The sequence below is a fragment of the Kineosporia corallincola genome (genome assembly GCF_018499875.1).
GTDB classification, from domain to species: domain Bacteria; phylum Actinomycetota; class Actinomycetes; order Actinomycetales; family Kineosporiaceae; genus Kineosporia; species Kineosporia corallincola.
This window is the reverse complement of sequence record NZ_JAHBAY010000002.1, coordinates 363,820-377,285: the sequence shown is the minus strand read 5'-3', so window position 1 is coordinate 377,285 and position 13,466 is coordinate 363,820. Positions and strand designations below refer to the sequence as shown.

Below are 13,466 nucleotides of genomic sequence, written 5' to 3'. Positions count from 1 at the left end.
CCGCGGTGCGCCGTCGTCACGGGCGATCCGTGAGGCGCCGGGACGGGTCCGGGGGTTAGGGTCCGCGCCATGCGTCTGACTCCCAGCGAGCGAGATCGGCTCCTGATCTTCACCGCGGCCGAGCTGGCCCGGTCCCGGCGGGCCCGCGGTGTGCGGCTGAACGTGCCGGAGGCCACGGCCCTGATCGCCGACACGGTGTGCGAGGCCGCCCGCGACGGCGCCCGGCTGGCCGAGGCGATGGCGGCCGGCCGGCGGGTGCTGGGTGCCGACGACGTGCTGCCGGGCGTGCCCGACGTGGTCGGGCGGGTCGAGGTGGAGGCGGTGTTCGACGACGGCACCCGGCTGATCGTGGTCACCGACCCGTTCTCCGGCGCGTCGCTGGGCGAGAACGCGCCGGGGGCGGTGATTCCCGGCCCCTCGGCGCCCGGCACCTTCCCCGGCGTGGTGACGATCCCGGTCACCAACACGGCGCCGGTCCCGGTGAGCGTCACCTCGCACTTCCACTTCTTCGAGGTCAACCCCCGGCTGCGCTTCGACCGCCGGGCCGCTTACGGACGACGACTGGCCGTCGACGCCGGGGCCACCGTCCGGTTCGCACCGGGGCAGACCCTCCCGGTGGACCTGACCCCGATCGGCGGCGCGCGGGTGGCCATCGGTTTCGCCGGGCTGGTGGACGGGCCGCTGGACGCCCCCGGGGCGCTGGAGTCGGCGCTCGAGAAGGCCCGGGCGTGCGGGTATCTGGACGCGGGAGGCGGCAGCGAGGCAGGGGCCGGCAACGAGGCGGGGGAGCGGGAATGAGCGGGCACGACCACCGGCACGAGGCTGCCGGGCAGCGGCTGTCCGGGGCCGACTACGCGGCCGCCTACGGCCCGACCACCGGCGACCGGATCCGGCTGGGCGACACCGGCCTGGTGGTCGAGGTGGAGTCCGACGCCCAGGCGCCCGGCGAGGAGTTCCTCGCCGGATTCGCCAAGACCGCCCGGGACGGGCTGCATCTCCGGGCCGCGCGGGTCAGCGAGACCTGCGACGTGGTGATCTCGAACGTCGTGGTGATCGACGCCGTGCAGGGCATCCGCAAGGTCTCGATCGGCATCCGGCAGGGCCGGATCAGCGGGATCGGCCGGGCCGGCAACCCGGACACCCTCGACGGTGTGGACGTGGTGGTCGGCACCGGCACCACGATCGTCTCCGGCGAGGGCCTGATCGCCACCGCCGGCGCCATCGACACCCACGTGCACCTGCTCAGCCCGCGCATCATGGAGGCGTCGCTGGCCTCCGGCGTCACCACGATCATCGGGCAGGAGTTCGGGCCGGTCTGGGGGGTGGGCGTCAACTCGCCCTGGGCGCTGCGCCACGCCTTCCACGCCTTCGACGCCTGGCCGGTGAACATCGGCTTCCTCGGCCGGGGTTCGGCCTCCGACCCGGGCTCGTCGGTGGAGGCCCTGGTGGAGGGTGGCGCCTGCGGGTTCAAGGTGCACGAGGACATGGGCGCCCACGCCCGCGCCCTCGACACCGCCCTGCGGGTGGCCGAGGACCACGACGTGCAGGTCGCCCTGCACACCGACGGCATCAACGAATCCCTGTCCGTGGAAGACACCCTCGCGGTGCTGGACGGCCGCACCGTCCACGCGTTCCACATCGAGGGCTGCGGCGGCGGCCACGTGCCGAACGTGCTGCGGATGGCCGGGGAGGCGAATGTCATCGGCTCGTCGACCAATCCGACCCTGCCGTTCGGCCGCGACGCGGTGGCCGAGCACTACCACATGATCATGGCCGCGCACGATCTGAAGGAGGACCTGCCCGGCGACGCCGCCCTGGCCCGCGACCGGATCCGGGCCGGCACGATGGGCGCCGAGGACGTGCTGCACGACCTGGGCGTCATCCCGATCACCTCGTCCGACGCCCAGGGCATGGGCCGGGCCGGTGAGACGGTGCGCCGCACCTTCGCGATGGCCGGGAAGATGAAGGCGGAGCGGGGCGCCGAGCACCCCGATCACGACAATGCCCGCGCCCTGCGCTACGTCGCCAAGCTGACGGTGAACCCGGCGATCGCACACGGCCTGGTGCACGAGGTCGGGACGCTGGAGGTGGGCAAGCTCGCCGACGTCGTCCTCTGGTCTCCCGCGTACTTCGGGGCCAAGCCGAACCTGGTGCTGAAGGCCGGGTTTCCGGCGTACGGCGTCACCGGTGACCCGAACGCCGCCATCGACCGCGCCCAGCCCCTGGTGCTCGGACCGCAGTTCGGTGCGCACGGCGCCACCGCGGCCGACCTGTCGGTGGCGTTCACCTCCCAGGCCGCGGCGGCCGACGGCAACGACACGATGACCACCCGCCGGCGCCGGGTCGGGGTGCGGGGCACACGGGGTATCGGCCTGGCCGACATGGTGCTGAACAACCGCCTGGCCCAGGTGCGGGTGGCCGCGGACACCGGGCAGGTGACCCTCGACGGCGCCCCGGTGACCTCGGCCGCCGCCGAGAGCGTCAGCCTGTCCCGGCTGTACTTCCTCTAGGAACCTCCGGGAAGCCGCAGCGCTCCAGAAACCCACCCGGGCCACCGATACAGGTGACCGGAGCAGCGGCGGGCGAGGGACGGCGGGTGCGGACATGGACGAGGGCGCGGAGCGGGAGGACCCCGGCAACCCCGACACCGGACCGGACACCGGCCCGGACGCCGGCCCGGCCGGTGAGGAGGTGCACCGCAGCGGCCACACCCGGGTCGTGCGACGGTACGGCCCCGCGGGACCGTACCTCGAGGTGGAGATCCTCGGGCCGCACGCGGTGGAACTGGCCGCCCGGGAGGGACTCATCCTGTCCCGGCTGGCCGGTGGTCCGGGCGTCCCCCGGTTGCTGGAGCCCCCACGCGGACGCACACTGTTGTTCGAGGAGGTCCGGGGCACGACCCTGCCGGACCGCCCGGCGCGGGAGGTGACCTCGGCCGGCCGGCTGGTGGACCTCCTGGACGTCCTGGTGCAACTGGCCGACGTGCTCGCCCACGTGCACCGCCGCGGCGTCGTGCACCGTTGTGTCAGCCCCTCCACCCTGGTCTGGGACGAGACCGGCCGCCACCTGCTGCTGATCGACTTCACCTACGCCGGGCTGCTCGGCTCCGACCTGACCGCGGCCGCCGACCAGATGCCGGAGAACCCGGCCTACCTGGCCCCGGAGCAGACCGGCCGCACCGCCCTCCAGGTGGACCACCGCGCCGACCTCTACGCGGCCGGGGCCACCGCCTACTGTCTGGCCACCGGGCGTCCCCCGTTCGGGTCGGGCGACAACGACCTGCTGGCCCTGATGCACGACGTGCTGACCCGGGTGCCGGTGGACGTCTGCGAGGTGAACCCGGTGCTGCCCCGGGTGGTCGGCGACATCGTCGCCCGGCTGCTGGAGAAGTCCCCGGACCGGCGCTACCAGAGCGCCGACGGCCTGGCCCACGACCTGCGCCGCCTGCGGGAGCAGCTCGGCGGCCACCCCGACCCGGCCACGCTGCCGCCCTTCCCGGTCGCCGAGCGCGACTTCCCGCTGCGCCTGGCCCCGCCCTCGCGGCTGGTCGGGCGCCAGCAGGAGATCGCCGTGCTGAAGGACTGCCTGAGCACGTCCGGCACGGTGCTGGTGGCGGGTGCCACCGGCACCGGCAAGACCTCGCTGATCGCCTGCCTGCGACGCAGCGTGACCGCGGCCGGCGGCTGGTTCGTCACCGGCACGTTCGGCCAGGCCCTGGACCGGCAGGCGGACGCCCTGGTCCAGGTGATGCGCGGGATCGGGCGCCAGCTGCTGGCCGAGCCGGACAGCGAGCTGGCCTTCTACCGACGCCGGCTGCGGGCCGTGCTGGGCCGGCGGGCCGGTGAGGCCGCCGCGCTGTTCCCGGAGCTCGGCCTGGTGATGGAGACCGAACCGCAGGCCGGCACCGAGGATCTCGCGGACGTGAGCTCGTTCCGGACCCGCACGGTCGCCACCATGGCCGACATCCTGCGCACCGTCGCCTCGCCCGGGCACCGGGTCGTCGTGGTGCTGGACGACCTGCACCTCGGGCCGGCCTTCCCGGTCGCCCTCCTCGACACCCTGACCACCGGCGAGCCGATCCCCGGGCTGCTGGTGATCGCCGCCTACCGGGACACCGATCTCGGCCCGGACCACGTGCTGCCCGCGTACCTGACCCGGTGGCAGGCCCAGGACACGCCGCCGGTGACGATCCACCTCGACGACCTGGGCACCCCCGACCTCACCGACCTGCTGGCCCGGATGCTGCGCCTGGAGGTGCCGGACGCCGCCGCCCTGGCCGAGGTGGTGGCCGCCCGCACCCACGGAAACCCGCGCGACACCATCGATCTGCTCAATCTGCTGCGCGCCGACGGCAGCCTGGAACTGACCGGCACCGGATGGAACTGGGACGGCGAGCGGATCCGCCGCCACCTCGGCGGCGAGGGCGGGCAGAGCTTCCTGGCCGCCCGCGTCGGCGAGCTCGGCGAGGACACCCTGAGCGTGCTGGACGCCCTCGCCGCGCTCGGGCTCCAGGCCGCACCGGCCGAGCTGGAGGTCGCCTCCGGTCGCCGTGACCTGGCCGAGTGCCTGGCCCCGGCGATCAGCGAGGGCCTGGTCGAACGGAACGGTGACGTGCTCCGGTTCGCCCATGACCGGGTGCTGCGGGCCGTACGCGAGCGCCTGGACGAAACCGCCCGCCGGCAGAGCGATCTGGCGGTGGCCCGGCGGCTGTCGGCCGACGGCGCCTGGACCGCCGACGCCGCCCGGCTCTACCTCGCGGTGGCCTCCTGCCTGAGCGACCCCGCCGAACGCCGCGCCGCCGCCCGCCTGATGCGCCGGGCCGCGGCACCCCTGCGCCTGATCCACCCGGCCGATGCCGAGCGTCTGCTGTCGGGGTCGCTGGAGCTGTCCGAACCGGAGGACGACGAACACCTGCGCACCCAGATGGAACTGCACACCGTCCTGTACGGGCTGGGCCGGATGAGCGAGGCCGGGCAGCTGTACGCGCGGATGCAGCACGCCGACCCACAGGTGCTGGCCGGCAGCACGGCCGTGCAGGTCGCCGCGCTGACCGCCCAGGGGCGCCCACCCGACGCGCTCGACCTGGGGGCCGGAGCGCTGGCGCGCCTGGGGATCACCGTCCCGCCGGAGTTCTCCGAGGGGCCGGGCGGGCGGGACGCCCTGTGGCGGCGGATCGGGCCCGGGCTCGACTCCCTGCACCGCTGGGCCCGCGACCCGGCCACGCCCGCGGCCGAGGAGGCCCGGCCCGCGGCCCAGGACGCCCGGGGCGCGGCGGTCGCGGCGATCATCAACCGGATGACCGCGCCGTCGTTCTACAGCAACCGGATGATGCTGGACTGGCTGGTCATGCTCAGCCAGGACCTGTGGACGCGCTACGGGCCGACCCGGTCCCTGGTGTCGTCGCTGGCCCACGCCTGCATCGTCGCCACCGAGCACGGCCGCGACCCGGGGGTCGGCTACACGGTGCTGAACACCCTGCTGGCCGTCAGTGAGCACCGGCACTGGGAGCCCGAGACCTCGCAGACCCGTTGCCTTCTCGCCACCAGCAGCCAGTACTGGTTCGAGTCGCTGCCCGACACCCTGGTCTCCTACCGCCGGGGGCTGGCCGGGCTCGTCGACCACGGGGACCTGCTGACGGCGGCCTTCATGAGCATCGGGCTGCTCGACGTCAGCATCGAGTGCGAGTCGCTGGAGCAGATCGAGCGCAACGCCGAGGAGGCGATCGGGGCCGCCCGGCGCGCGGGCAACCGCGAGGTGGAGAAGGCCCTGGTCGTCACCGCCCGCCTGCCCCGGGTGCTGGCCGGCCTGGAGGACCCGGCCGGGCCGCAGGCCGGGGCCAGCACCCCGATCGTCCGGGCGGTCGTCCATCTGGGTGAGGCCACGATCGCGCTGGCGCTGGACGACGCGCAGAGCCTGCACCGGCACAGCGCCGCCGCGATGGAGCTGCTGCCGGTGGTCAGCACGCTGTACCTGGGGGTGCGGGCCCACCTGCTGCGCGGCCTGTCCCTGGCGCAGCAGCTGCACGGCGCGGCGGAGGCCGACCGCCCGGCGCTGCTGGCCGGGCTGGACGCCTGCCGCTCCTGGCTGGCGGGCCGCGCGGTCGACTGCCCGGAGAACTACCTGCACCTGTCCGCCTGGCTGGAGGCCGAACAGGCCTGGGCGACAGGCGATCCGGAGCGGGCCGGGCAGCTGTTCGACGCGGCGGCGCGTTCGGCGCCGGTGATGCTGTCGTGGCACAGTGCGCTGATCACCGAACGGGCCGCCGTCTTCCACCTGCGCGGGGGCCGCGAGCTCACCGGGCAGCTCCTGCTCACCCGGGCGCGTGACCTGTGGGCCGGGTGGGGCGCGGCGGCCAAGGTCTCCCACCTGCACACCCGGTATCCGCAGCTGACCCTGGCCGACCCGGTGCGGGCGAGTCCGGCCGGCCTCCACGACCCGGCCGGCCCGGCCCTGCCGCTGCTCGCCACGACCGGGTCGTCCCCGGACGTCGACCTGCTGGCGGTGCTGCGCGCCTCGCAGGCGCTGAGCGGGGAGACCGGGTTCGACCGGCTGGGCGAGCGGGTGGCCGAGGTGCTGGCCGGGATGACCGGTGCCACCGCCGTCACCCTGGCCCTGTGGAACCAGGACGAGGACGCCTGGATCGTCCCGACCGGCGGCGCCACCCTCGACCTGGCCGCCGCGGTGGCCGCGGACCTGCTGCCCGAGAGCGCCTTCCGCTACGCCGAGCGCACCCGTCAGCCACTGATCGTGGGCGACGCGCGGCGCGACGACCGGTTCGCCGGCGACCCCTACCTGGCCGGCGCGGCGTGCTGCTCGCTGATGGTCGTCCCGATCACCGCCGGTGACACCTTCCGGATCATGCTGGTGCTGGAGAACCGGCTCTACCCGGACGTGTTCACGGTGGAGCGGCTGGACGCGATCATGCTGATCGCCGGGCAGCTGGCGGTCGCGTTCGACAACGCCCAGGCCCGGGCCCTGCGCGAGCAGGAGGCGGAACGGCGGCTGCGGCTGCTGGAGACGCTGCGGCGGCGCGAGCGACTGCTGAAGGTGCTGCTGGCCATCCAGCAGGACATCTCGCACCGGGCGCCGCTGCCGGACATCCTGGACGCGGTCACCGGTGGCGCCTCCACGATGCTGGAGGGGGCGTTCGTGGCGCTGGTGCTGGCCGATCCGCTGGGCGAGACCCCGCCCCGGATCCCGTCCACCTCGGGCCTGCGCGGCCCGGCCGACAGCAACGACGCCGTCCTGGCGATCGCGGCCGAGGCGGTCACCGCCGACCACATGGTGACCGCCTCGGGCGCCCTGGTCGCGGTGCCGGTGCACGCCGAGGGACAGATCATCGGGGCGCTGGCCAGCCGGCTGCCCGACGACTCCGCGCCGGGCGAGCACCGGGACCTGCTGACGGCCTTCGCCGAGCAGGTCAGCCTGGCCCTCAACGACGCCAACACGCTCCAGGCGATCCGCGAGGCCGCCTACGACTCCCTGACCGGTCTGGCCAGCCGGGCGCTGTTCCTCGACCAGCTCCAGTCGGCGGTGGCCGCCGGGATCCGGCGCGGCGGTGAGATCACCGTGCTGTTCATCGATCTCGACCGGTTCAAGGCGGTCAACGACAGCCTCGGCCACGCCGCGGGCGACGACCTGCTGTCCCAGGTGGCCACCCGGTTGCGGCAGTGCATCCGGGACAGCGACGTGGCCGCCCGGCTGGGCGGTGACGAGTTCGCCGTCCTGCTGGAGAACACCTCCGGCGAGGAGACCGGCCTGCGCCTGGCCGAGCGGATCACCGCGGCCGTCACCCGGCCCTTCCGGATCGCCGGCCGCGACGTGTTCATCGGCGCCAGCGTCGGGATCGCGCACGGGGCGGCTGCCGGGATCGACGCCGCCGGCCTGCTCGGGCAGGCGGACCTGGCGATGTACCGGTCCAAACACAGCAGCACGCACCGGGCCGTGGTGTTCGAGTCGAAGATGCACGCCGAGGTGGCCGAGCGGCTGGAGCTGGAGGCCGACCTCCAGAAGGCATTGGAGGCCGGGCAGTTCCAGCTGCACTACCAGCCGCTGGTGGAGCTGCGCACCGGTGCCACGATCGGGGTGGAAGGGCTGTTGCGGTGGAGTCATCCCGAGCGCGGCCCGATCTCGCCGGCGGTGTTCATCCCGGTGGCCGAGCAGACCGGCGTCATCGTCGAGCTCGGGCGCTGGATCCTGGCCGAGGGGTGCCGTCAGGTCGCGGCCTGGCGGGCGGGGCCCGCGCCGGGCCTGGAGCTGTCGCTGAACGTGTCGGCCCGCCAGCTCACCGACGAGCACCTGGTGGACGACGTGGTGGCGGTACTGTCCGACACCGGGCTGCCCGCGCAGGCCCTCACCCTGGAGCTGACCGAGACCGTCCTGATGGACGACCCGGGCGGCACCATGCTCCAGTTCGACGACCTGCGCCGCCTCGGGATCAGGCTGTCCATCGACGATTTCGGCACCGGGTACTCGTCGCTGTCGTACCTGCGGCGGTTCCTGGTGGACAAGCTGAAGATCGACAAGTCGTTCATCGACAACATCGCCGGCGTGGAGGAGGACCTGGCGATCGTGCGCACGGTCGTCGACCTCGCCCGCATCCTGCGGTTGCAGACCACCGCCGAGGGCATCGAGACCGCCGAGCAGTACGAGCTGCTGCGGCAGCTGGGCTGCGTGGTGGGGCAGGGCTACCACTTCGCCCGCCCGATGGCCGCGGCGGACCTGACCCGGTACCTGTCCACCCGGCCCCTGGCGGTGGTGCACGACCCGCCCGGCTGACGGGCGGGCCGTGCACCACCGCGGGCGGGACTACTTCGTGCCGAGGTAGAAACTGGTGTGCGGCGGCTGGTTGTAGGCCACGTTCTGCCAGGCGATGCCGAGCCGGTACACCGGGTCGCGCATCAGGGTGGTGAAGCCGTACCTGCTGGAGTACGGCGTGCTGTACAGCCGCAGCGAGGTGCTGTCGTCGCTGCGCCACAGCACCTCCTCACGCCAGTCGCCGAGGATGTCGGCCTGGAGCGACGGGGTGCCCTTGGTGTGGTTGTTCGACAGGGTTCCGGTGGCGGTGAGCAGGTTCTCGGTGGTTTCGGTCTCCGGGTCCCACTTGCCGATCGTGCCCACACCGGTCTCGGTGGTGGCGTCCCAGTCGTGGTCGAGCAGCTCGCGGTTCAGGTCGCCGTCCCACCAGATCGCGAAGTTCGCCGACGGGATGGTGTTCGAGATCAGCTCGCCCTGGGCGCTGTACAGCCAGCCGGTGGGGGAGTTCCAGGCACCGTTGACCGCCCAGACCTCCTCACCCGGGTGCGAGGGGTCGATGTCCGCGGACAGGCCCCGGCCGGTGTCCAGTCCGGTCTGCCGGCCGAACAGGATCTCCCCGGTGTCGGCGTCGTGCATCTCCAGCCCGTAGGCGGCGCTCTTGGACTCGTGCACACCGAACACCTCCAGACCGGGGTGCTCCGGGTCGAGGTCGCCCACGTGCAGCGCGTCGCCGTGACCCAGGCCGGTGCTGTACAGGACCGAGCCGTCGTCGTCCAGAGTCAGTGCACCGTAGACGATCTCGTCCTTGCCGTCGTCGTCCACGTCGGCCACGGACAGCTCGTGGTTGCCCTGGCCCTCGTACTGCTTGCCGGCCACGTTGCTGTCGAAGGTCCAGCGCTCGGTGAGTTTTCCGCCCCGCCAGTCGTACGCCACCAGCACGGTGCGGGTGTAGTAGCCGCGGGCCATCACGAAACTCGGCCGCTCGCCGTCCAGGTAGGCCACCCCGGCCAGGAACCGGTCCACCCGGTTGCCGTAGCCGTCGCCCCAGTCCGTCACCGTGCCGCGCGGCGGCTCGTAGTCGGAGGTGTTCAGCGCCCCACCGGTTCTCCCGTCGAACACGGTGAGGTACTCCGGCCCGGTCAGGACGTAGCCGGCCGAGTTACGGTAGTCGGCGCTCGCGTCGCCGATGGTCACGCCCTTGCCGTCGACGGTGCCGTCGGCGGTCTTCATGACGATCTCGGAGCGGCCGTTGCCGTCCAGGTCGTACACCAGGAACTGGGTGTAATGCGCTCCGGCGCGGATGTTTCTGCCCAGCGCGATGCGCCAGAGCTTCTCGCCGGTCAGCTCGTAGGCGTCGAGGTACACCTCACCGGTCACGCCGGACTGCGAGTTGTCCTTGGAGACGGCCGGGTCCCACTTCAGCACGATCTCGTACTGCCCGTCGCCGTCCAGGTCACCGACGCTGGCGTCGTTGGCCTTGTAGCCCTCGCCGGGCTTGTCCAGCGGGATGTCGAGATGGTCGGTGTCCCAGGCGGTCACGGCCGCCGTGCGGGTGCCGCCGACCGGCGCGATCGCGTACCGGTCGCCGGCCTTCCCCTGGGTGTCGGTGTAGTTCGACACCTTGCTGATCGCCTTCTGGGTGATCCTTCTGCCGTTGCGGTAGACGTGGAACGCCGGGTCCTTGCCGGTCAGCAGGCGCCAGCTGACCAGCACCCCGGCGTCCGTCGGCACGGCCACCAGGCCGCGGTCGATCTTCTCCGCCTGCCGCCCGTCCACGGTCACCGTCTTAGCGGTGGTGGCCGAACGGTTGACGGCGTGAGCCGGCAACGGGCTCAGCGCCGTTCCCACCAGCACCGCCAGAGTGGCGGCAGCACGCATCTTCCAGGTCATGGATCTCCCTCATGTACGTCGCTGTACGGGGGAAAGCGCTTTCCCTTGTGGCACGTCGGCACCCGTGCTGGATGTCCGATTCGCCGGTAAAGATAAGCTGCGCTGCGTGACTCGTCAAGAACGATCTGCGAGCACGATCGCCGGCCGACCGGGCCCGGCCGGGGCGCCCTGCACCGGCGCACCTGCTCGATCTCCCGGCTCGCGGTGGCGACCGGTGATGAGTCGGAGATCGCGTGCGGCACGGCCTTCCTGCGGTGGCCGGTCGTTCGCCCCGGCGCTTCCGCGGCGCCGTGATGACCTGTGCGGTAATGGTTTCCGGTGGCCAGGCTCAGGCCCGGTCGTGCAGGGTGATCCGGTAGCCGTCGGGGTCGGCGAAGGTGAAGGTGCGGCCGAAGGGGCCGTCGACCGGCGCCGCGACGATGGTGTGCCCGTCGGCGGCCAGCGCGTCGTGGATCGCCTGAACGCCGGTGGCGTGCAGCCAGATCGCGGCACCCAGGCCGGGCTGGTCGACCGAGTCCAGATCGGTGCCGGGAACCAGGTCGCGCAGGGCGAAGGCGATCGGCTCGGTCGCGAACACGACGGCGTGCGGCGGGCCGGCCGGTGAGCGCACGAGGCCCAGGTACTGCTCGTAGAACGCCTGCGAGGCGGCCAGGTCGCGGGTCTGGAGGGAGATGAAGTCGGGTCCGGTGACCGGCATGATGCTGCTCCTTCGATGTGTGTCAGCTTTCTGACACGCAAGAAGCTATGTCAGAATGCTGACATGAGTCAAGACGGTGAGGGCATCCACCTGGAGACGTCGCTGGGCTACCTGCTGAAGGAGGCCTCCAGCGCGCTGCGCGTCGCGATGGAGGAGGTGCTGCGGCCGCTGGGGATGAACGTGACCCGTTACTCCTGCCTGGAACTGCTGGCGCAGCGCCCGGGTCTGTCCAACTCCGAGCTCGCCCGCGGCGCGTTCGTCACCCGGCAGTCGATGAACGTGCTGCTCCAGACCCTGGAGCGGGAGGGCCTGGTGACCCGGCCGGCGCAGGCCCCGGTCGGCAAGGCGCTGCCCACCCGGCTCACGCCCGCCGGCCGGCGCGCCCTGGAGCAGGCGAGCGCGGCGGTGCGGTCCGTCGAGGTCAGGATGCTGGGTGGGCTGACCGCCCCCGAGCAGGCCGACGCCCTGCGGATTCTGCGCAGCATGATCCGGTCGCTGCGCGATGACGCCTGATCAGGCTCTGCCCAGCGGATGACCGGCGGGCGGGGAGCCGTAGGGTACGGCTCATGACCGAGAACTTCGCCCGCTACATCGACCACACGCTGCTCAGGCCCGAAGCCACCCCCGACCAGGTGCGTGCCCTCGTGGCCGAGGCCCGGGAACTGGGGGTCTTCGGCGTCTGCGTGTCGCCGACCCTGGTGCCGGTGGCCAAGGAGGCCGCCGCCGGCTCCGAGGTCGCCGTGGTCACCGTGTGCGGGTTCCCCAGCGGCGCCCACAGCGCCGCGGCCAAGGCCGAGGAGGCCCGGCTGTCCGTCGCCGACGGCGCGGACGAGGTGGACATGGTGATCAACCTCGGCGCCGCCGTCACCGGCGACTACCAGACGGTGGAGCGGGAGATCGCCGCCGTGCGCGCCCAGGTGCCCGCCCCGCGCGTGCTCAAGGTGATCGTCGAGTCCGCCGCGCTGACCGACGAGCAGCTCACCGCCGTCAGCCAGGCCGCCACCCGGGCCGGGGCCGACTTCGTGAAGACCTCCACCGGTTTCCACCCGGCCGGCGGCGCCACCGTGCACGCCGTCACCGTGATGGCCGCCGCGATCGGCCCGGACGTGCGGATCAAGGCCTCCGGCGGCATCCGCAGCCGTGAGGACGCCGAGGCCATGGTCGCCGCCGGCGCCACCCGCCTGGGCCTGTCGGCCGCCCGCGCCGTGCTCGAGGGCAAGGTCGGCAACAGCACGTACTGAGCTGCCCGGCAGGGCGATACGCGCCGGGAGCACCTTTCGGCGCGTATCGCCCTCGCAGGCGCGGCGCCCACGGACGTCCTCGTGCGGCTCGTGCTGTCAGGCCCGGTCGGCCGTTCCCAGCACCTTGGCCTCCGCGGTCTCCAGCCAGTCCAGGTACCAGCGGCCGAAGGTCAGCGGTGCGCCCTCCGCGGTGGCGTCCGGTCCCAGGTCCAGGCCGTCGACGCGGGAGTCGTCCCAGATCTGGCCGCGCCGCGGGCCGCTGACGACGAGCCACTTGCGCAGCGCGCAACCGCGATGGCACAGGCACAGGGCCCCCACGCTGCGCGAGGGCTCCCAGAGGATCTCCTCGGCCCGCTCCTGCCACCGTTCGAGGTCCTCGTCGTCGTCCTCGTCGGGTTGCTGCGCCTCGTGCTCCCGCAACTGCCGGGTGACGTCGGTGGGCGCGAAAGGGGCTGCCAGGGAGGTGATCTCGGTCAGCTCGGCGCCGTCGCCGGTCCAGCCCCAGCGGCCCTGCCCGTCGCGGGCCAGGGGGAACAGGCCGTAGTACGGCCCGGCCCCGCCGGCCGCGACCTCACCGAGGAACGCGCGGTAGTCGTCCGGCAGCCGGATGCCGAACTGGCCCTCGGCCTCGGCGATCTCGTTCTCGTCCAGGTGCGGTGCCAGGCCGAAGGCGTGCAGCTGAGAACCGAAGACCCGGATCTCGAAGCTTCCGGTCTCGTTCCGGCGCCGCTGTTCCACGTCACGCAGGTGCTCCACCCGGGCGCGTACGCCCGGCCAGTCGATCTCCATCCGGGGACGATATCGCCCGTTCGCGGCGCTGATAACGGTTTTTCGTCGTCCACCAAGACTCTTGGCCGTCGTTCACGCGACCCCGACGGGGC

General features: G+C 73.0%; 8 protein-coding genes. 5 read left to right on the top strand and 3 right to left on the bottom strand.

Annotated elements, in window-relative coordinates:
• Positions 1-69 precede the first annotated feature (69 nt).
• The 3 genes from KIH74_RS05910 to KIH74_RS05900 all read left to right on the top strand — a co-directional run bounded on the left by KIH74_RS05910 (position 70) and on the right by KIH74_RS05900 (position 8,778).
• Positions 70-798 carry an urease subunit gamma gene (locus KIH74_RS05910; protein ID WP_214154744.1) on the top strand — a complete coding sequence of 243 codons (729 nt, stop codon included), beginning with the start codon at positions 70-72 and terminating at the stop codon, positions 796-798.
• The gene (locus tag KIH74_RS05905) at positions 795-2,510 is read left to right on the top strand and encodes an urease subunit alpha (protein ID WP_214154743.1); all 1,716 of its coding nucleotides are present in this window, start codon (positions 795-797) and stop codon (positions 2,508-2,510) included. The genes KIH74_RS05910 and KIH74_RS05905 overlap by 4 nt, the downstream gene beginning before the upstream one ends.
• A 94-nt stretch (positions 2,511-2,604) precedes the next feature.
• Positions 2,605-8,778, top strand: a complete 6,174-nt coding sequence (locus KIH74_RS05900) for an EAL domain-containing protein (RefSeq protein WP_214154742.1) — start codon at positions 2,605-2,607, stop codon at positions 8,776-8,778.
• Positions 8,779-8,808: 30 nt separating this feature from the next.
• Here the strand turns inward: KIH74_RS05900 and KIH74_RS05895 are convergent, their stop codons facing one another.
• Positions 8,809-10,647 (bottom strand): rhamnogalacturonan lyase, encoded by a 1,839-nt coding sequence (locus tag KIH74_RS05895; protein ID WP_246571565.1) that lies wholly within the window; start codon positions 10,645-10,647, stop codon positions 8,809-8,811.
• A 328-nt stretch (positions 10,648-10,975) separates the two neighbouring features.
• Complete coding sequence (locus tag KIH74_RS05890) at positions 10,976-11,344, bottom strand: VOC family protein (protein WP_214154741.1); 369 nt, start codon at positions 11,342-11,344, stop codon at positions 10,976-10,978.
• Between the two features lie 63 nt (positions 11,345-11,407).
• On the opposite strand from KIH74_RS05890, the gene KIH74_RS05885 reads away from it, so the two are divergent.
• Both KIH74_RS05885 and deoC read left to right on the top strand, forming a co-directional pair.
• Complete coding sequence (locus tag KIH74_RS05885; RefSeq protein WP_214154740.1) at positions 11,408-11,857, top strand: MarR family winged helix-turn-helix transcriptional regulator; 450 nt, start codon at positions 11,408-11,410, stop codon at positions 11,855-11,857.
• A 53-nt stretch (positions 11,858-11,910) separates the two neighbouring features.
• Positions 11,911-12,585, top strand: coding sequence for a deoxyribose-phosphate aldolase (deoC, locus tag KIH74_RS05880; RefSeq protein WP_214154739.1), 675 nt, complete (start codon positions 11,911-11,913; stop codon positions 12,583-12,585).
• Positions 12,586-12,681: 96 nt separating this feature from the next.
• On the opposite strand, the gene KIH74_RS05875 is transcribed toward deoC, so the two are convergent.
• A complete protein-coding gene (locus KIH74_RS05875; RefSeq protein ID WP_214154738.1) occupies positions 12,682-13,374 on the bottom strand; it encodes an SMI1/KNR4 family protein in 693 nt (230 codons plus the stop codon).
• Positions 13,375-13,466: the final 92 nt, after the last annotated feature.